Raw genomic sequence first — 18749 nt, forward strand, 5'->3', positions numbered from 1 at the left:
GAGGCAAAGAAGCTTAATAATTAGCCTCACGTCCACTCAAATCGGGATTTGAGGATTACTTTCCGCCAAATGATTTTTTCGCATCGTTCTGATACTGACTTGGCGTTACCCCGGTAGTCTGCTTAAATACGCGCTGAAAGGTGGCTAACGAGTTAAAGCCACATTCTAAGGCAATGGCAGCAATGGTGAAATTGGCATTCCGCGGATCTATCAGTTTCTTTTTAGCTTCTTCAACCCTAAACTCGTTTACGAAATCGTTAAAGTTCTTGCCTGCATATTGGTTCAATAAACTGGATAAACCTTTTTCGGGGATGGATAAGCGCGCGGCAAGCATATCAACTTTTAAAACCGGATTAATATACAAGCTATCTGCAACCATTAAATGTTTAAGCCGGGTATAATAACCCGATGCTTCCTCTTCTTTAAAATGCGTTTTTACAGGTTGTTTAACGTATTCAAGCAGCTCGTCTTTGGTCATAATCTTTTGCCGCTTGTAAACCATCATCCCCAACCAATAAACAAATACAATAGCAGGAATGTACAAGCAGTAATGGAACCAGGGCTCCATATCGGCTATCGGGAAGATGTAACCAACAAGTATGGATACAAACCATATTAATATCAAAACAGCCACTATCTGCACCAACATTTTTACCCAGTGAAGGTCGGCTTTTTTGTAAGTTGATAGGTTTTTGTCACCAATATGATTGGCCACCATTTTATAGGTAACAAATGAATAAATAACTAAGGACAGGAACGCAGGGATAAGCGCACAGGCTATTAAACCCAAAGAGCACTCTTTGGGTAAAAGGCAAAACGTACAGATCACTAATAAAAGGAATTGACAAAACACCCAATATATAAAGCAGCCATATAATTTGGTGCTTCATATATAATATAGTCGGCACAAAATGAATGAAAATATTGTGGGGCTGCCGGATGCCAAATACAATGCCGCGGGCATACAAATAAACCAAAGGCCCCAACGCCATGTTTAAAGGTACTATAGCAGTAAGCAGCGAAGGATATTTTTGCAGAAGACCTAAGTAATCAAGCTCCATTAACAAAGTTGATTCGGCTATAGCAAAAATGAATGCAGCAATATAACGGTTGCTTTCAATCTTTTTTGAAGAATAAGCCAACACAACTGACAGTATCAATCCCTGCACAACCAATGCCAGCATTAAAAAATCAATTATACCAATTGAAATATTCATAGTGGCAAATTAGCGAATGATCTGAATAAATATGAATAGCTAAGATTAAATTCTAACGTACCACAGCTATTGAGGCTTACGATAAAAGCATTTAAATAATTACCTTGCCCTAAAGAATTTAATATGAGTACAGATTTAGGCTTAACCGGCATTGATCACCCCGCCATTGCAGTAAAGGACGTAGATAAAATGGCCGATTGGTATTGCGATGTTCTCGGGTACGTTAAGTACTTCCGCCACGAAAAACCTGTCTGGATGCTGCGTGCGCCTGATAACTCCCTTTTTGAGGTAATGCCTGTTGACGATACCACGCGCCCCGAACGTACTACCTGGACACCCGGCTGGTCGCACCTGGCTTTGCGGGTTAAAGATATTGACCAGGCCATTGCACATTTAGACAGCCATAATGTTACCTGGACCAGCAACCTGATAGATGCGATAGGCGGTGGCCGTGTGCGCGCCTTTGCCGATCCGGAAGGAAATATGTGGCAAGTGGTTGAGCGGGGCCAACAGCAATAATGTAATGCGAAATTTTTTTAAACCCGGGTTGTGTAGCAGTTTGTAGTAGGGCGTAGCACCCTACCTGCTACCCTACAAAACACCCGTTAATGCGCTACCGGAAATGAATATCAAGCGAATATTCTCCAAAAAAGCGGGGTATGAAAAATACAACTGCCTGCAATATAATATTAGCGTAAATACCTGCTAAAACATCATCCAGCATAACGCCCCAACCTCCTTTAAATGCTTCCATCCTGCGGATGTATAACGGTTTTACAATATCAAAAAAACGAAAAAGGATAAACCCGGCGATGAGCAGCCAAAGGTTTTGCGGTAAAAAAAGCACGCTTATCCACATGCCGGCAACTTCGTCAATAACCACCCGGTAGCTGTCTTTACCCCATTCAGGTTCAACCTGGTTGCCAACGTAAACACCAATTAAGGTTACCGATAAACACATCGCCAAAAATACATGCGGCGAAACGCCGGCAATCCAAAGCAGCCATATAATAACGCAGGTTACCGCAGCTGCAATGGTGCCGCCGCCCTTAATGTAGCCAATGCCTAATATTGATGCAATTAGTTTATTCACGGCGCCAAATTACAAATAATTGGTTTTATCAATCGGAACAAGGCTTAATAAAAAACCCTGTGGCTTACGCCACAGGTTTTTTTTTAGTTTTTTATGTTTAGCTTTTGGTTGGATTAGAAACCTCCGGGGCCACCAGGACCACCGCCGCCCGGACCACCACCAAAGTTACCGCCGCCGCCTGGGCCACCAGCACCCGGCCCGCCTTGGCCACCACGCCCGCCTGGACCACCGCCGAAGCCATCACGTCCACCTCTTCTGTCTCTGTCACTCTCTTGCGTAGCAGACCTGCCTGCAAATTTTTGCAGGCGTAGTGTGAATGATAACATTACGTAACGACCCAAACGATTAACTTGTGATTGTGTATTACCATTATTGGTAAAGCCTGTATTCTGATTCAGTAAGTCAAACGCGGCCAATCTGATAGTGGCCTTATTGCCTTGTAAGAAACGGCGCTCTACATAACCACTTATAATGTTAGGGTTTGATACGTTACCAAGGTTATAACCCGAGTTTACTTGCTTGGTATAGTTATAACTCACAGTCCAGTCGCCAAAATAGTTTTTACCGTCTAAGCCTAAATCAAGGGTGCGGGTGTTCAAATTTTGGTTTGTACCTAAAAGGGTTAATGAGTTATTTGTTTTAGCGATAGTATAGTTGGCACTTGCTTGCGCATCAATTATGTCTGTCAAATCAAGTCTGAAACGCACACCAGGTCTTATGCTCAAAGTTTTTGAAATATTTTTCTGTGTAGCAGATTCTATACCCGTTCTGTCTTGAAAATCAACAAAACCAACACTATTTGCATAATTAGCGTTAGCGCTTACAGCAACAGTGTACTTACGTTCTGCCCATGGTTTTGAATAAGTAATGTTACCACCATATGAGTAGTTACCGTCAGCATTAACATAACGGGTTAAAGTGGTAGTTTGATCTTTTGTAGGATCTAAAGGGAACAGCGTACTTGGCGTTGAAATATAAGTGGTACGTGAAACAACCGCGTTGCCGGTTTGGCTATAATTCAAGTTAACGAAAAACAAATTACCGGATGATATACCAAATTTATTGAAACGTGCAGAAATATTGTTAGCGAATTGTTGTTGCAGGTTAGGGTTACCCTCTACCGGATACAATGCGTTTGAAACATCCCTAACAGGTTGCAGTTGGTCAAAAGTTGGCTGGGTGGCGCTACCGTTATAATTAATAGTAAGCGACTCATTTCTTGAGAAGTTATAAATATAACGTGCTGTTGGAACCAGGTTCACCTGATTTTTCTTGGTTCCAACCGTGGTTCTTGATGACTGACCCTCTAACGTAGATGGCTGAACACCCAAACCCAAAGTTAAATTGTATTTAGTTTCTATTAAGCGATAATTCAACGCTACCTTATGAGTAGTGAATGTAAAGTTGTAATTATTGGTTAAGAGCGGAGTTATTACAGGAGATGCCCCGTCTAAATTATATGTTACTCTATCATTCGTTGTATTAGAATGGGTGTAAGTATAGTTTAGATCAAGGTATGATGTTTTACCTATTGGCTCAAGGTAAGATATATTGCCGGCATATGAAGTAGCATTGTTTTTTTGATTTATTTGCTGGTTTAGCGGCACGTCCTTGTTAGGTGCTTCGCCTACAAGATACTGCGTAATGGGGTTACTGTAAGATGTTGTTTTAGAAGAATTGGCATTTAAAAAGATACTTAAATTACGCCCTTTAGATGAAAAACGGTGATTGAATAACGCCGTGATGCCAAATGTTGGTGCAGTTGAATTACTGGCAGTGGTTGTTTTGTATGACGTATTAACCACGCCCGAATTAACGTTACTGTTTTGCGAACTGGTTTCACTGTAAGAATCGCTGCTGGCGCTACTGAAAGATGGAACCACCTTTAAATAATTAACAGAATCTGGTCTCCACTCTAAATTGTATTGGAAGCGGTGATTTGTAGGACTGGTACGTGAAACACTGTTACTTGTGCTTAACAGGGGAGAACCCGGGTTAATTGTTCTGTTAGTACTTGTTGTATTAGTAGTATTGTCATTAAAGCTGTAACTGCCGTATGACTGCACCTTTTCGCCGTATTGATCGCGATAATTAAAACCTATAGACCGGGCTGTGGTTATACCACTTTGGTTGCTGGCACCTGCGCCGCCGCCACCGCCGCCTGCACCACCACGGGCACCGCCGCCGCCGCCGCCACCGAAGTTGCCGCCGCCACCACCGCCAAAGTTGCCACCGCCGCCGCCAAAGTTGCCGCCGCCTCCACCGCCGCCACGGTTGAAGTTGAAAAGATTGGTGTTAGTATTATTGGCGTTTGCCAATACAGTAACTTGCCTGTTACCTTTAAAGTTGTAGTAGTTAACAGAACCGTTGTATCTGTTATCATTAACATCGGCACCATCTATGCCTTTAGGCAACAAGTCGCGGCCACCACCGGCAGTTGCTTGTAATGAATAGCCATTATTTCTGTCGGCACGTATAGTAAGGTTAATGATCTTATCCGGTTCGCCTGTTCTAACGCCGGTTAAGTTGGCCTGATCGCCGTAATCGTCAATTAACTGTATGCTTTCTAATATGTCGGCAGGCAGGTTACGGGTTGCAGCCTGTAAATCGCCGCCCATATAATCTTTACCGTTAATACGAATTTTTGTTACTGATTTACCTTGGGTAGTTACGTTACCAGCCGCATCAACCTCAACACCCGGCAGTTTCTTAATTACATCCTCTACAGGCGCGTTTTGGCGCACCGGGTAAGCAGAAATGCTGTATGCTACAGTATCTTCTTTTATTCTTACAGGTATTACCCCACGAACGGTTACGACACCCAGCTCTTTGCTTTCAGCTTTCAGTACGATAGAACCCAGATCAAGCGGTTTAAAATCGCCATCAGCAAATGTAAAACGCTTGCGGACACCTTCATAACCTAAAGAGGTTATGGTTAGCGTCATCCCGGTACCGCCTACGTTGTTAAAGGTGAACTTTCCGTCCAATCCCGTAACGGTAGTTGTGCTGTCGCCAGCGTTTGATACATACTTTACAGTAGTACCCGGAACAGACAATTTTGTGCTGTCAATTATCATTCCCGATACCGCTCTATTGTTTTGCGCCAAAGCACTGTTAACAATAAAGAAGGCAAAAACAAAAGGTAATAAAAGATATTTCATACAGATTTTATACTCGTTAAAAAGGTCGATAGATATTATATTTTATCATATCAGATGCAAAGGTTCAACATATATTACGTTTAACAGAGAACACCAATACGATTGTTACATACTCGCTTTATTATCATTATAATTGTTACATTTCTATGATAATGAGCTATTTTTTGGGATATTTTCAAACGTTTGCGTGTATAAATAACACAAGCGCAAATATACCCTCATTTTTGTAATGTGGAGAACCTAACAGATAAATTATTGTTTTATTATGGTCTATTATTTTCAGCCCCTTATATGCTTAATCAAAACCGCTATCAGATGGCAGATATTGTCTTGTTAATTTTGATATTTGTAAACTAATATTCTATTTAATGACGCATTTATCTGTCAATATAAACAAGATCGCAACGCTGCGTAACTCGCGCGGCGGCAACAATCCCGACCTGGTTAAAACAGCGTTAGATTGCGAACGTTTTGGTGCACAGGGAATTACCGTACATCCACGGCCCGATGAACGACATATAAGGTATCAGGATGTTTTTGACCTGAAGGAAGCCATAGCAACCGAATTTAATATAGAGGGTAACTGCACAGAGCAAAAATTTATTGATCTTGTATTGGCTAACAAGCCGGCGCAGGTTACTTTAGTGCCGGATGTGTTGGGGCAAATTACATCTAACCACGGGTGGGATACCATTAAATACCAGCAATATCTGCGGGATATCATTCCGGTTTTTAAGAATGCAGGCATACGCGTATCTGTTTTTGTAGATCCTGTGGTTGAAATGATAGAAGCCGCCGCCCAAACAGGGACCGACAGGGTAGAATTGTATACCGAAGCCTACGCACATCAATTTCATGCAAATAAGGAGGCAGCAATTGCGCCTTACATAAAAGCTGCCGAAGTGGCTAATAAGGTAGGTTTAGGGATAAATGCCGGGCACGATCTTGACCTGCACAACTTAAAATATTTCGCCCAAAATATACCGGGGCTGCTTGAAGTGAGCATTGGCCATGCACTTGTTTGCGATGCATTATATTACGGTTTGGAAAATACCATACAAATGTATTTAAGACAGCTTAACTGAGCAATTTAATTGGCACTAAGCAACAATTTGCCAAATACTATTTCCCCTGCTCAGAATTGTCAACAATTGACGTAACAATTGGCTCACAATTATTTAAAATGTACCTTTGCGCAACAACACAAGTACCATTAAATGATCTTAAATACATCCTACCAGGAACGGTTTGAAGGCCGGCACATTGCCCCTAACGAAACCGACACAACCAGTATGCTGAAGGTTACCGGCGCAGCAACGCTTGATGAGCTTATAGAACAAACCATCCCACAAAAAATACGTTTAAAAGCTCCGCTAAATCTTCCGGCTGCTAAAAGCGAATTTGCTTATCTGCGGGATCTGAAGCAAACGGCTTCAAAAAACAAGGTTTTTAAAAGCTATATAGGTCAGGGGTATTATGATGTAATAGTACCGGGCGTTATACAAAGAAACATTTTAGAAAACCCGGGATGGTATACCCAATACACGCCTTACCAGGCCGAAATTGCCCAAGGACGTTTGCAGGCATTGCTTAATTTCCAAACCATGGTGATTGACCTTACCGGTATGGAAATAGCTAATGCATCCTTACTGGATGAAGGTACCGCTGCTGCCGAAGCCATGTTTATGCAATACAGTCTGCGTAAAAACCAGGCAGCAAAAACGTTCTTTGTGTCAAAAGAAGTTTTTCCGCAAACCATAGATATATTAAAAACCCGCGCCGAGCCTTACGGCATTGAACTGCTGATAGGCGACCATCAAACCGTTGAGTTAAATGACACCATGTTTGGCGCGATAGTACAGTATCCGGCAGGTAACGGCGCAGTTTATAATTATGCTGAATTTGCATTGCGCGGGCATGAAAAAGGCATCAAACTAACCGTAGTTGCGGATATAATGAGCTTGCTACTTCTTACCCCTCCGGGTGAGTGGGGTGCTGACATTGTTGTAGGATCAACCCAGCGCTTTGGAGTACCCATGGGCTTTGGCGGTCCGCATGCTGCTTTTTTTGCAACCAAAGAAGAATACAAACGCGCTATGCCGGGCCGTATAATAGGCGTAACCATTGATAGCGGAGGCAATTATGCACTACGTATGGCGCTGCAAACCAGGGAGCAGCATATCCGCAGAGATAAAGCTACCTCTAATATTTGTACCGCGCAGGCTTTACTGGCTATTATGGCCGGCATGTATGCCGTATACCATGGCCCGCAGGGATTGAAACTTATTGCCGAAAGGGCGCATGGTTTAGCCATTACCTTAAGCAATGCATTGGCTGATTTAGGATATAGCCTGCTTAACGAAAGCTATTTTGATACTATTGCCGTTGAAGTTGGCGATGTTGTAAACGCCATTCATTCAGAGGCGTTAAACAACGATCTTAATCTAAATTACCAGGGATCGGTTATTACTATTGCTGTTGACGAGACCACTCTGCCCGATGATATTAAAACGCTGGTGAAAATATTTGCCAAAGTAAAAGGAAAAACACTTAATGATACAGTTATTGATGTGCCTGTTGAAACAGTGATCCCTGCTGATTTGCAAAGAACATCGGCTTACTTAACTCATCCTGTTTTCGGCACGCACCATTCTGAACATGAAATGCTGCGATATATAAAATCGCTGGAAACAAAAGACCTTTCGCTTTGCCACTCCATGATCGCTTTAGGATCATGCACCATGAAGTTGAATGCCACTACCGAGATGGTACCTGTTACCTGGGCCGAGTTTAGCCGTATGCATCCATTTGCACCGGTTGATCAAACCGGTGGTTATATGCAGCTATTTGATGAGTTGAACCGCTGGCTGAGCGAGATAACAGGCTTTGCAGCCATGAGCTTGCAGCCAAACGCCGGTGCGCAGGGCGAATATGCCGGCTTAATGGTTATTCGCGCGTATCATCATGATCGTGGCGATCATCATCGTAATATTGTGTTGATCCCTTCGTCTGCACACGGAACCAACCCTGCTTCGGCAGCTATGGCCGGGATGAAGATAGTTGTGGTAAAATGCGACGACAATGGCAATATTGACGTAACCGATCTGAAAGCCCGTGCTGAACAGTATAAAGACGAACTTTCTTGCCTGATGGTGACTTACCCTTCTACCCATGGCGTGTTCGAGGAATCAATTATTGATATCTGCGAGATCATTCACCAAAACGGCGGACAGGTTTACATGGACGGCGCCAATATGAACGCACAAGTTGGCTTAACCAGTCCGGCTAATATTGGTGCTGATGTTTGTCACCTTAACCTGCATAAAACATTTTGTATTCCGCATGGCGGTGGTGGCCCTGGTATGGGTCCTATCGGCGTAGCCAAACATTTGGTACCTTACCTGCCGGGCCATGCTGTAGTTGACATTGATAATGGTAAAGCCATCCATGCGGTTTCTGCCGCTCCGTGGGGTTCTGCTTCTATTTTGATCATATCACACGCTTACATAGCCATGATGGGGCCAGATGGTTTAACCAATGCTACCCGTTACGCTATATTGAATGCTAACTATATAAAAACGCGCTTAGAGAACCACTACCCGGTTCTATACTCGGGCTCGCAAGGAAGATGCGCACACGAAATGATACTGGATTGCCGGTCATTCAAAACCGCGGGTATTGAGGTGGTTGATATAGCCAAACGTTTAATGGATTATGGTTTCCACGCGCCAACTGTTTCGTTCCCCGTTGCCGGTACCGTAATGGTTGAGCCAACCGAATCAGAGCCAAAGCACGAGCTGGATCGATTTTGCGATGCCATGATAGCAATCCGCAAGGAAATTGCCGAGGTAGAACAAGGTGCAGCCGACAAAGTAAACAACCCGTTAAAAAATGCGCCGCATACCATGACAGTTATTTCTGCCGATGAGTGGGAACATCCATACAGCCGTAAAACCGCGGCATTCCCGCTGCCTTATGTGGCTGCGCATAAATTCTGGCCGTCAGTTGGCAGAGTGAATGATACCTATGGCGACCGGACATTAATTTGCTCGTGCCCTCCGTTAAGCGATTATGAATTTGAAGAAAGCGAAGTAACCACACCGGAATACGGAACGTGAGTTGATGTGCAGATAAGAAGATGTGCAAATGTGCAGATGATTGAATAGATTGTCTGCACATTTTTTTTGTCTTATCGTCGCTTTTATTATGTTAAAATCACTTAAAAATTAAGCTATATATACCTGCTATATAGTCGCGCCAACTATCTTTTTAGTCGAGATGTAACAAAAATGTGTCAGTCGCTACGTTCGAAATTAATTTTTATTGTGAAAATTACATTTAAAATTATATAAGTTTGTGTTCACGGCTACATCGATGTAGTAAAAACCAAATAAAACAACCGATATATTAAACATTAACCAACAAGTACAATGAAATCAAAATCATTAGCTATTGCTTTGGCCGCTGTTTTAGCGGGTGGTTACAGCCACGCCCAAACAATAAAGGAGGACTTTAAGCCTTCCTCATTTAACCAACCGCTACAGGATTACCCAATGGTAAATTCTGAAGGGCGTGTGCGTTTTCGCATTTTAGCCCCTAAAGCTGAAAGTATTAGCGTGGGTCTTGGCTTGGGCGGAGATCAATCTAAAGGCACCAAGCTTGTAAAAGGCGAGGACGGTTATTTTACCGGAACAAGCACACCATTAGACGAAGGTTTTCACTACTATCACCTTACGGTTGATGGCGCAACCTTTAACGACCCGGGAACAGGAAATTTCTATGGTTCTCAGCGTTGGGAAAGCGGCGTAGAAGTACCTGCTCATGACCAGGATTTTTATGCTTTAAAAAATGTTCCACACGGTATTTTGCAAAATATCACGTTCCCATCAGCAAGTTCAACATTTGGCGCTCGACCTGCTGTAGTATATACTCCTCCGGGCTATGAAAAAGGTTCAACCAAATACCCTGTATTATATCTGCAACATGGCTGGGGCGAGAATGAAACTTCTTGGCCTCTTCAAGGTAAAGCCGGCATAATCATGGATAATATGATTGCTGAAGGCAAAATAAAACCTTTCATTGTTGTAATGACTTACGGCATGACTAACGTTGGTGGTAATGGCCCGGGCGGCGGCGCTCGTCGTCCTGCAACTCCTCCTGCCGGTGGCGCTGCTCCAGCTGGTGCACCGGCTGCCGGTGCTGCTCCTGCTGCACGTCCTGCTGGCGCTGGTGGTATGATGGGTGGTGGTACCGTTTTGAATGGTATTACCAAAGGCGAAGTTAGCGGCCCTCCTGCATTCCAGGAAGTTTTAATTAACGATCTTATCCCTTATGTTGACGCACACTTCCGCACTATTGCAAAAAGAGATAGCCGCGCAATGGCTGGTCTTTCAATGGGTGGTATGGAAACACACAGTATTACATTGGCCAGACCAGATGTATTTGCCTATTGGGGTTTGTTAAGCGGTGGTAACTACAACCTTACTGAACTACAAGGTAAAGAAAAACCAAAACATATTTTTGTTAGCTACGGCAGCAAAGAAGGTGGATCTGCAGCGTTGACTAAAATGGAAGCTGACCTTAAAGGTGCCGGCTATAGCGTAAGCACTTATGTTTCTCCAGAAACAGCGCATGAGTTCCAAACCTGGCGTCGCAGCTTACTTGAAATGGCTCCAAAGCTGTTCAAATAGGCTCAAATAATATTAATTTTGATGTGGAGATAACGGATAGTTATCTCCACATTTTTTTTGTTACAAATTGAGATGATGAAAGTAAAACTTAAAAGCGCCTTAGTGGCCGCATTGGCACTGATCAATTTTGGCACCGCGTTTTCGCAAACACCTGCGCCCGCTGCAATGCCAGTTGCCCCAACCGGCATTGAGTTGGTTTCAAAGCTTACTCAACCAAAAAAGAAGTTTAACGAAAAAGACCTGTCGGGCTACCTACTGGTGTATTTTAAAGATCAAAATCAATCAGCTTACCTGGCTGTCAGTGCCGATGGATATACGTTTACAGATGTTAACGGCGGGCAACCTATTTTTATTGGCTCTCAATTAGCCGAACAAAAAGGTGTACGCGACCCGCATATTACCCGCGGACCAGATGGCGCCTTTTATGTAGCTATGACTGATCTGCATATCTCTGGCAAACGTGCGGGTTTTCGAGATACCGAATGGGAACGCCCGCAGGAAAAATATGGCTGGGGCAATAACCGCGCTCTAGTGTTAATGAAATCATATGACCTGGTCCATTGGACACATTCTGACTTCAGAGTAGACAAAGCTTTCCCTGAATTGGGAGACATTGATTGCTCATGGGCACCCGAAACTATTTATGATCCCGCAGCAAAGAAAATGATGGTGTATTTTACCATCCGTTACAACAACAAAAACGCGGGCATTTATTGGGCGTATGCTAACGACGATTTTACCAAGCTGGAGGCAGTACCACAACGCGTTACCGAAATTGGCGGCATAGATGCTGACATTACCAGGGTAGGCGACAAATACCAAATGTTTTATGTAGGTGATGGCAAGATCTGGCAGTCTGTATCTGATAAGATCAACAGCGGTTTTCCGGCTACCCGCGAGAGACGGATAGATCCTGAAAAGGTTTCAACCGAAGCGCCTAATGTGTTTAAACGCCTGGGAACAGATAAGTATGTATTAATGTACGACGTTTACGGCGCACGCCCAAGCAATATGGGCTTTAGCGAAACTACTGATTTTGTAAACTTTACTAATCTGGGCCATTTTAACGAAGGCGCAATGAAGACCTCCAACTTTACCAGCCCCAAACATGGCGCCGTTACTTACCTTACCAAAGCTGAGCTAAAGGCTATTGCAGAGCATTGGAAAGTAGAGATAAAATAACGCCCTGTAATTGCTTTAAGGCTGTGGGGTAGAAACTATTCAATGGCATACCCGTCTTATTACTGTTCTATCAGGCGGTGCGGTCACGCTGTACATCGCATAAAATTTAAAATACTTTATCGTATTTTAGGTGCATGCATCACGCCGTAATACAATACTCCTGTTTGCTGGTCATCATCCTTTTTGTGGTAATGCTGGCGCAGAAAATTAAGATAGCTTATCCCATTTTACTTGTACTGGTTGGCCTGCCTTTGGGCTTTGTACCTTTTTTGCAAGGCATAGAGGTGGAACCCGATCTGATCTTCGTGATATTTTTACCGCCCCTGCTGTACGAAGCTGCCTGGAACACTTCGTGGAAAGACTTTTGGAAATGGCGGCGCGTAATATCCAGCTTCGCGTTTCCGGTAGTTATCATAACATCGTGCGCGGTGGCGTTTGTATCGGCAGCGCTTATACCCGGCTTTACGCTGGCAACCGGCTTTTTGTTAGGGGGTATTGTATCGCCGCCCGATGCTGTTTCGGCTAGCGCCATTTTAAAGAACATCAAGGTACCCAAACGCTTTGTTACCATTGTTGAAGGCGAAAGCTTGCTGAACGATGCATCAAGTTTGGTGGTCTTTAGGTTCGCACTGGCTGCTTTGTTAACCGGCACCTTTGTTTTTCAGGATGCCGCAGTAAACTTTGTTTTAGTTATTGTGATGGGGATTGGCATCGGTTTAGCCGTGGCTTTGGTGTTTTACGCCATACACCGCTGGATGCCAACCTCTGCCAATACAGATGTGGTGCTTACTTTTATGAGCCCCTATGTAATGTACATAACGGCAGAGAGCTTCCACTTTTCGGGCGTGTTAGCGGTAGTAAGCGGCGGGTTGTTCCTGTCGGCGCGCAGGTTTCAGGTATTATCCTATCATAGCCGCCTGCAATCTATCAGCGTATGGCAAGCGGTTGCTTTTTTGCTGAATGGAATAGTATTTATATTGATAGGACTTGAGTTTCCGATTATTATAAAACAGTTAGATGGGCGACTAAGCTCAGCCATTGAATACAGCCTTATTATTACTGCTGTTTTAATAGTTGGCCGGTTTCTATGCACCTATGCTGCTACTATTATAACTATGGTAATGAGTAAGATCATCACCGTAGCCGACCCAAACCCCGGCTGGCGTGCGCCAACCATGCTGGGCTGGACAGGTATGCGGGGCGTGGTATCGTTGGCGGCGGCGCTAAGTATCCCTTTAACATTAACTAATGGAGCTCCGTTTCCTAACCGCAATATGATACTGTTTATAACCTTTACCGTCATACTGGTTACATTGGTGTTTCAGGGCCTTACCTTGCCGCTGGTTGTAAAATGGGTAAACATGCCCGACCCAGACTTGGTCGGGTCGTCTATGGAGCAGCAGAGGCAGTTGGTACGCAAAAAACTGGCGCATTTGTCGCTGACTATTTTAGACGAGCATTATAATGATGTTTGCAAGAATAACGGCATGGTGCAAAGTCTGGTAATGCGCTACAACGCCGAGATGAAACTGTTGAAAGACTGGGACAAAGGCGACAACCATGCGCGCGAACAGTTTTATTATAACGATTATCTGAAGATAATGGCGCATCTGCTAAAAGAGCAACGCAAACTGCTTCATGCCCTCAACAAAAAAGAAGAGATTAGCGATGAACTGGTAAAGCACCAATTTGATCTGCTTGACCTGGAGGAAGAGAAGCTGCACCAGCATTTTGAGCATACCGAGTAATAATTATACATCAACAGAAATCAATTATTGTTGATTAGACAATTGAAGCAGGGATTTCCCCAAAAAACACTCAATCGAAATAGCCTGCTCCTTTAAGCGTAATAGTGTGCTATCCTGCTCATTATTAGCCATATTTATTATTGTACACTTAACAATTGTAACAAGCATTTTATCTGCGTGTTATATTGCGGCTTGCAATAATTTTTATCTTTAAGCTGATTGTGCCGGCAGATCAGTAGCTCAACACCAACACCGCAACCCGTTAAACTAAATTATAAATGAAAAGAATAACAGCACTTATTTTTATCTGCGCCGCCTTTGCTACAACAGCATTTGCGCAGCGCCCGGCAGCTACGCCGGAACAGCTGGCGGCCCAAAAAGCGGCAGCCGATGCAACCCAGGCCGACCGTAACGACATGATGAAGCAATTGGGTATTACTGCCATGCGGCCACCCAGAAATGGTTCAGACTCTACCGCGGCCAACTTTGCAAATTACGACGAATCAAAAGCTAACCCTTACCCGGAGCTGCCCGAAATATTAAAATTTAACGATGGCAAAAAGGTAACCAAAGCATCAGAATGGCCAAAGCGCCGTGCCGAAATTGTGGAGCTTTTTGATAAGGAAGTATACGGCCGCATCCCTAAAAACGTACCCAAAGTAACCTGGAGGGTTTATAAAGACAGTGACCAGGTGGTAAATAACATCCCGGTAAATGTTAAGCAATTGGTTGGCCATGTAGATAACTCATCCTACCCGACAATTAATGTTGATATCCAGCTAACCCTAACCGTACCCAAAAGCGCCTCAAAAGCAGTACCGGTTATAATGATATTCGGCGGGCAGGACTTTTTGGCTCCCCGCCCTGCAGGAGGTTTTGGCGGTGGTTTCGGGCCGCCAAGAGCTGGGGGGCCGGGTGGAGCGGCTGCCCCTAAAAGCGCACAGCAGCAGATCTTGGAGAAAGGCTGGGCCTATGCCAACTTAAACCCAGGCACTATACAGGCTGATAACGGTGCTGGTTTAACCAAAGGCATAATAGGTTTGGTTAACAAAGGCCAGTTCCGCAAGCCGGATGATTGGGGCGCTTTGCGTGCGTGGGCATGGGGTGCCGACCGTGCCATAGATTATTTTGAAACCAACAAAGATGTTGATGCAAAGAAAGTAGCCATAGAAGGTCACTCGCGTTATGGCAAGGGCGCTATTGTTGCTTTAGCTTTCAACCCGCGTATGGCAACCGCTTATGTTAGCTCATCCGGCGAAGGCGGGGCTAAAATTCACCGCCGCGACTTTGGCGAGGTGATTGAGAACGTTACCGCATCATCAGAGTATCATTGGATGGCAGGCAACTTTCTTAAATATGGCAGCACACTCCAATGGAACGACCTGCCTATTGATTCGCACGAACTGATAGCGCTGTGCGCTCCCCGCCCTGTATTTATAAGCGGTGGCAAAGTAGCCAAGGTTGGGCAGGATGGCTGGGTTGATGCCCCGGGCATGTTTATGGCAGCTGCAGCCGCAGGTCCGGTTTACACGCTGTTAGGCAAAAAGCCAATGGAAACAGCCGTGTTCCCTAAAATTGAGACCATGGTTGAGGGCGATGTAGCGTTCCGCCAGCACTCCGGCGGCCATACCGACGGACCAAACTGGCCCTACTTTTTAACCTGGGCAGATAAGTATTTTAAATAAGCGAGATATTATAAAAAGGCCCGTGCCTGCATCAGCATTGCACGGGCTTTGTATTTATATGCAAGCCGCTATCATTCTGCCTTAAAGCTATGTGTATTACTATAGGCCGTTTGCGCAGGCTGATATATGCATTGAAGCGTAGCAGAACCACTGCTAAATTGGCCGGTATGCGCTACCACCACATCGTAAACAAACTCCGAACGGCCACGAGGGATAGCTTCGGTAAATAACTCGATACCGGTATCTCTTACCGACTGATAATAACCCACTCCTTTGGTATGCTGGTAACCGCTACTGTTTTCGCCGGGTTCAAATAAGGCGGCTCGCGCATCACTTATATGCACGTATTGCAGCGAGACGGCCGTTTCAACGGTAAGTTTTACCTGTAGCTTGTCGCCAGGTTTTAATACGGCGCCGGGAGCCAAAGCTCGTACCTTGCTGCTGCTACCTTCATAAATAAAAAATTCCTTTTTTATTTTTACCGCTTTGTTCAAGGTATCCAGCCCTTCCGGCTTAGCAAAATAATACCAGGTTAGGGCACCTGCAGCGTTTGTACCGGTTTGTTTAAGCGTGATATTGGCCGGAATTTCCTTTGTGGCTATAAAGTCAGCAGGCTTTCCGTCCAACAAAGCATCGTTAACGTTTAACGTTTTTCCTGCTACATCGGCCGAAAAAGATTTAGCCCTTTCAAATGCGCCTCCCTTTTGCTTTTGCAGCATATCAATAGCTGCGGCTGTGGCTTTTGTTGTTTGCCAGTGTTGTTGTTGCTTGGCTGTTAGCAACCATTTTACTATGCCTTGTTGAACCTCTTTATATTTGCCGCTCAGCTCAAAAGCTTCAGCCAACACCGCCATTGTTTCTTCTGCGGATGTGTTCATGTTTTCGGCGTCGGCTATCACTTTCCAGCGTAAGCCATTCGCATCATCCAAAATAGCAAGCTGGCGTATATCCGCTAATTGTGTTTCTGCCTTAGCTCGCATAGCGCTGCCTGCCGGCAAAAATCTTATTGTATTGATAACCAACAGCGCCTGTTGCTGTAGCCCCAATTCACCAACCCTGCTCCATTCTTTTTCAAGGATCTTACCCGCCATCTGCAATAACTCTGGCGATGCGGGTTGCTCTTTTAACCAATAAGATAGCGCGTAAAGCGTATAATTCTTATCGGTACCATTGGTTGCATCCGTTAATAATTGGCTTTGTTCGTAGTTGATGAGCTTGTCTGTAAAGTTTTTCTGTAGGTAGGATGAGGCGTTGTTCCCGCTCAAATTCATTTGCCTTAACTGCCCAATACCTGCCAGCACATAGGCAGAAATATAAGTATTGCTTTCTCCGCCCTCAAACCAGCTTAAACCACCGTCGGCTTTTTGGAGCGCGTATAAACTTCGCCAGTGCTTATCCATATTTGCCTTGGTTACAGAGGTATCTAACAAGCGGAACAATTGCTTTTGCTGTGCGGCGGTATTATTAGTAAGGGTTAACCAGGGCATAGTTTCGTCGGCCATTTCATCGGGCAGTGCACCTGTTTTTGATTGCTCTTGGTCCATAAAGGCCGTCGCGTTTTTAAATGCATTTTGTGCAGAGGTATCCTTCTGCATCAATTTTAAAGCCGTGGCCTGCGCCCTTAATTTATTAAAGGTTTGCTCGGCGCAATCAAACGAGTAATTGGCCAGCCAGGGCAAAGCGTAAATAAGCGATGCCTGGGGTTGTTGATTGACGGATATTCCAAGCCCGTAACTTATTGCATCAGCAGGCAATTTAGGTTGACTTATGCTGATGGTAGCTTTATCATCAAACCTTACCGGAACGCTTTTCCTGATAAATACGCTTGATGATAAAACGGGGATGATATGCTCCTCCGCATCCGCCACACCACCACCGGTTGCTGTAATTATAACTTTTAACGGATTGGTTTGCGTTGCAGGCACGCTTAGCGTAAAGGCTACTGCGCCCGTGCTTTTCTTATCCAGATTAAACGGAACCGCTGTGTTTGCGGTTAATAGCCGTGTAATATCTTCGCCGGTTACTGCATCTTCAATTTTTATGGTGGCTTTTCCCTCAATGCCTAAAGTATCCAGATTGCTTATGCGGCTTTGCAGGTTAATTTTATCGCCCTGGTAAAGCAAACGTGGCATATTGGGCTGCACCATTAGGTTAAGCTGCGTTTGCAGCTTTTTTTCCAAATAGGCAAAGCGCGCATCCTTGGTGTGGGCCAGCATCTTCCAGTTCCATTCGGTTGCCGTTTCCGGCATGGTAAAGTTGAAGGAGTAAAACCCATCCTTCCCGGCATGGATCTGCGGGAAAAAGAAAGCCGTCTCGTTAAAGTTTTTACGCACTTTAACCGCAGGAGCAGCCGGTTCAGTTAAGTTAAGGGGGCCGTTGGTGCTTATCAATACTATCCCGTTTTTTGATGCCTGATCGCCGTATTGGGCAGCATCCGCGCCCTTTAATACAATCATGTCAACAATATCGGCAGGTAAAATGCTGTTCACATCGCCGGTAAAGTCTTTACCATTTAATCTAACGCGCGTAACGTCAAGACCCGCAGACGAAGAATTCCCTCTGATACTTATACCACTTATAGCGCCTGTCAGGTCCTGTTTTCGCTGTGTTCCATACCCCACAATTGAAATCTCTTTCAAATCTTCAGATGAATAATCCATTCCGTTTAAACGCGCTACTGTGGCGTATAAAATGCTGTTCTCTCTATCGGAAGCCGAGTATCTGAATAAATTAACAGGGTATGCTTTAACCGGGTAATTCTCTGCAAAAGCTGTCGCCTTTATAGCATACGTCCAGTTGTTTTGCAAAAACACACCTGTTGATGCGGTAGATGGCAATTGCCAGTAATGCGATACCAATTTATCCAATGAGGCATCGTAAACGGTGGTCATTAATTCGGCCGCCGTATTTTCGTTTTTTGTTTTTATAGATACGGTGAATTTTTCTTCTGCTCCGGGAGCCAATACACGGCGA

At 44.5% G+C, this 18749-nt stretch carries 12 protein-coding genes; 7 read left to right on the forward strand and 5 right to left on the reverse strand.

All coding sequences use genetic code 11. The features are described 5' to 3' along the window. Positions 1-55: 55 nt before the first annotated feature. Both ACVW2L_RS16275 and ACVW2L_RS16280 read right to left on the reverse strand, forming a co-directional pair. On the reverse strand, positions 56-718 hold the full coding sequence (locus tag ACVW2L_RS16275; RefSeq protein WP_457129011.1) for a helix-turn-helix domain-containing protein: 663 nt from the start codon (positions 716-718) through the stop codon (positions 56-58). Between the two features lies 1 nt (position 719). Continuing rightward, positions 720-1217, reverse strand: a complete 498-nt coding sequence (locus ACVW2L_RS16280; protein ID WP_457129012.1) for a hypothetical protein — start codon at positions 1215-1217, stop codon at positions 720-722. A 123-nt stretch (positions 1218-1340) separates the two neighbouring features. Here ACVW2L_RS16280 and ACVW2L_RS16285 point away from each other — a divergent pair, with 123 nt between their 5' ends. After that, positions 1341-1736 carry a VOC family protein gene (locus tag ACVW2L_RS16285; protein ID WP_457129013.1) on the forward strand — a complete coding sequence of 132 codons (396 nt, stop codon included), beginning with the start codon at positions 1341-1343 and terminating at the stop codon, positions 1734-1736. Positions 1737-1830: 94 nt separating this feature from the next. Here ACVW2L_RS16285 and ACVW2L_RS16290 read toward each other — a convergent pair whose 3' ends face one another. Beyond that, positions 1831-2310 (reverse strand): phosphatidylglycerophosphatase A family protein, encoded by a 480-nt coding sequence (locus ACVW2L_RS16290; protein WP_457129014.1) that lies wholly within the window; start codon positions 2308-2310, stop codon positions 1831-1833. A 113-nt stretch (positions 2311-2423) separates the two neighbouring features. Beyond that, entirely contained in the window at positions 2424-5471 is a 3048-nt protein-coding gene (locus ACVW2L_RS16295; protein ID WP_457129015.1) for an outer membrane beta-barrel protein, read from the reverse strand. A 368-nt stretch (positions 5472-5839) separates the two neighbouring features. On the opposite strand from ACVW2L_RS16295, the gene ACVW2L_RS16300 reads away from it, so the two are divergent. From ACVW2L_RS16300 to ACVW2L_RS16325, 6 genes are all read left to right on the forward strand, one after another. Continuing rightward, the gene (locus ACVW2L_RS16300; protein ID WP_457129016.1) at positions 5840-6556 is read left to right on the forward strand and encodes a pyridoxine 5'-phosphate synthase; all 717 of its coding nucleotides are present in this window, start codon (positions 5840-5842) and stop codon (positions 6554-6556) included. 132 nt (positions 6557-6688) lie between these two features. Further along, on the forward strand, positions 6689-9589 hold the full coding sequence (gcvP, locus tag ACVW2L_RS16305; RefSeq protein ID WP_457129017.1) for an aminomethyl-transferring glycine dehydrogenase: 2901 nt from the start codon (positions 6689-6691) through the stop codon (positions 9587-9589). Positions 9590-9901: 312 nt separating this feature from the next. Then, positions 9902-11161: an alpha/beta hydrolase-fold protein gene (locus tag ACVW2L_RS16310; protein ID WP_457129018.1), complete on the forward strand. Its 1260-nt coding sequence runs from the start codon at positions 9902-9904 to the stop codon at positions 11159-11161. A gap of 72 nt (positions 11162-11233) precedes the next feature. Then, positions 11234-12343 carry a glycoside hydrolase family 43 protein gene (locus ACVW2L_RS16315; protein WP_457129019.1) on the forward strand — a complete coding sequence of 370 codons (1110 nt, stop codon included), beginning with the start codon at positions 11234-11236 and terminating at the stop codon, positions 12341-12343. A gap of 134 nt (positions 12344-12477) precedes the next feature. Next, positions 12478-14091 (forward strand): Na+/H+ antiporter, encoded by a 1614-nt coding sequence (locus ACVW2L_RS16320; protein ID WP_457129020.1) that lies wholly within the window; start codon positions 12478-12480, stop codon positions 14089-14091. Between the two features lie 278 nt (positions 14092-14369). Next, complete coding sequence (locus tag ACVW2L_RS16325) at positions 14370-15776, forward strand: alpha/beta hydrolase family protein (RefSeq protein WP_457129021.1); 1407 nt, start codon at positions 14370-14372, stop codon at positions 15774-15776. A 71-nt stretch (positions 15777-15847) separates the two neighbouring features. On the opposite strand, the gene ACVW2L_RS16330 is transcribed toward ACVW2L_RS16325, so the two are convergent. Then, positions 15848-18739 (reverse strand): alpha-2-macroglobulin family protein, encoded by a 2892-nt coding sequence (locus ACVW2L_RS16330; protein WP_457129022.1) that lies wholly within the window; start codon positions 18737-18739, stop codon positions 15848-15850. Between the last annotated feature and the right edge of the window lie 10 nt (positions 18740-18749).

It is taken from the genome of Mucilaginibacter sp. HD30, from assembly GCF_054061755.1.

Excerpts from the sequence above, each read along its gene's own strand:
- ACVW2L_RS16280 (WP_457129012.1), bottom strand. The coding sequence starts at position 1,217 with ATGAATATTTCAATTGGTATAATTGATTTTTTAATGCTGGCATTGGTT.
- ACVW2L_RS16285 (WP_457129013.1), top strand. The coding sequence starts at position 1,341 with ATGAGTACAGATTTAGGCTTAACCGGCATTGATCACCCCGCCATTGCA.
- ACVW2L_RS16275 (WP_457129011.1), bottom strand. The coding sequence starts at position 718 with ATGGTGGCCAATCATATTGGTGACAAAAACCTATCAACTTACAAAAAA.
- gcvP (WP_457129017.1), top strand. The coding sequence starts at position 6,689 with ATGATCTTAAATACATCCTACCAGGAACGGTTTGAAGGCCGGCACATT.
- ACVW2L_RS16310 (WP_457129018.1), top strand. The coding sequence starts at position 9,902 with ATGAAATCAAAATCATTAGCTATTGCTTTGGCCGCTGTTTTAGCGGGT.
- ACVW2L_RS16320 (WP_457129020.1), top strand. The coding sequence starts at position 12,478 with ATGCATCACGCCGTAATACAATACTCCTGTTTGCTGGTCATCATCCTT.
- ACVW2L_RS16300 (WP_457129016.1), top strand. The coding sequence starts at position 5,840 with ATGACGCATTTATCTGTCAATATAAACAAGATCGCAACGCTGCGTAAC.
- ACVW2L_RS16325 (WP_457129021.1), top strand. The coding sequence starts at position 14,370 with ATGAAAAGAATAACAGCACTTATTTTTATCTGCGCCGCCTTTGCTACA.
- ACVW2L_RS16295 (WP_457129015.1), bottom strand. The coding sequence starts at position 5,471 with ATGAAATATCTTTTATTACCTTTTGTTTTTGCCTTCTTTATTGTTAAC.
- ACVW2L_RS16315 (WP_457129019.1), top strand. The coding sequence starts at position 11,234 with ATGATGAAAGTAAAACTTAAAAGCGCCTTAGTGGCCGCATTGGCACTG.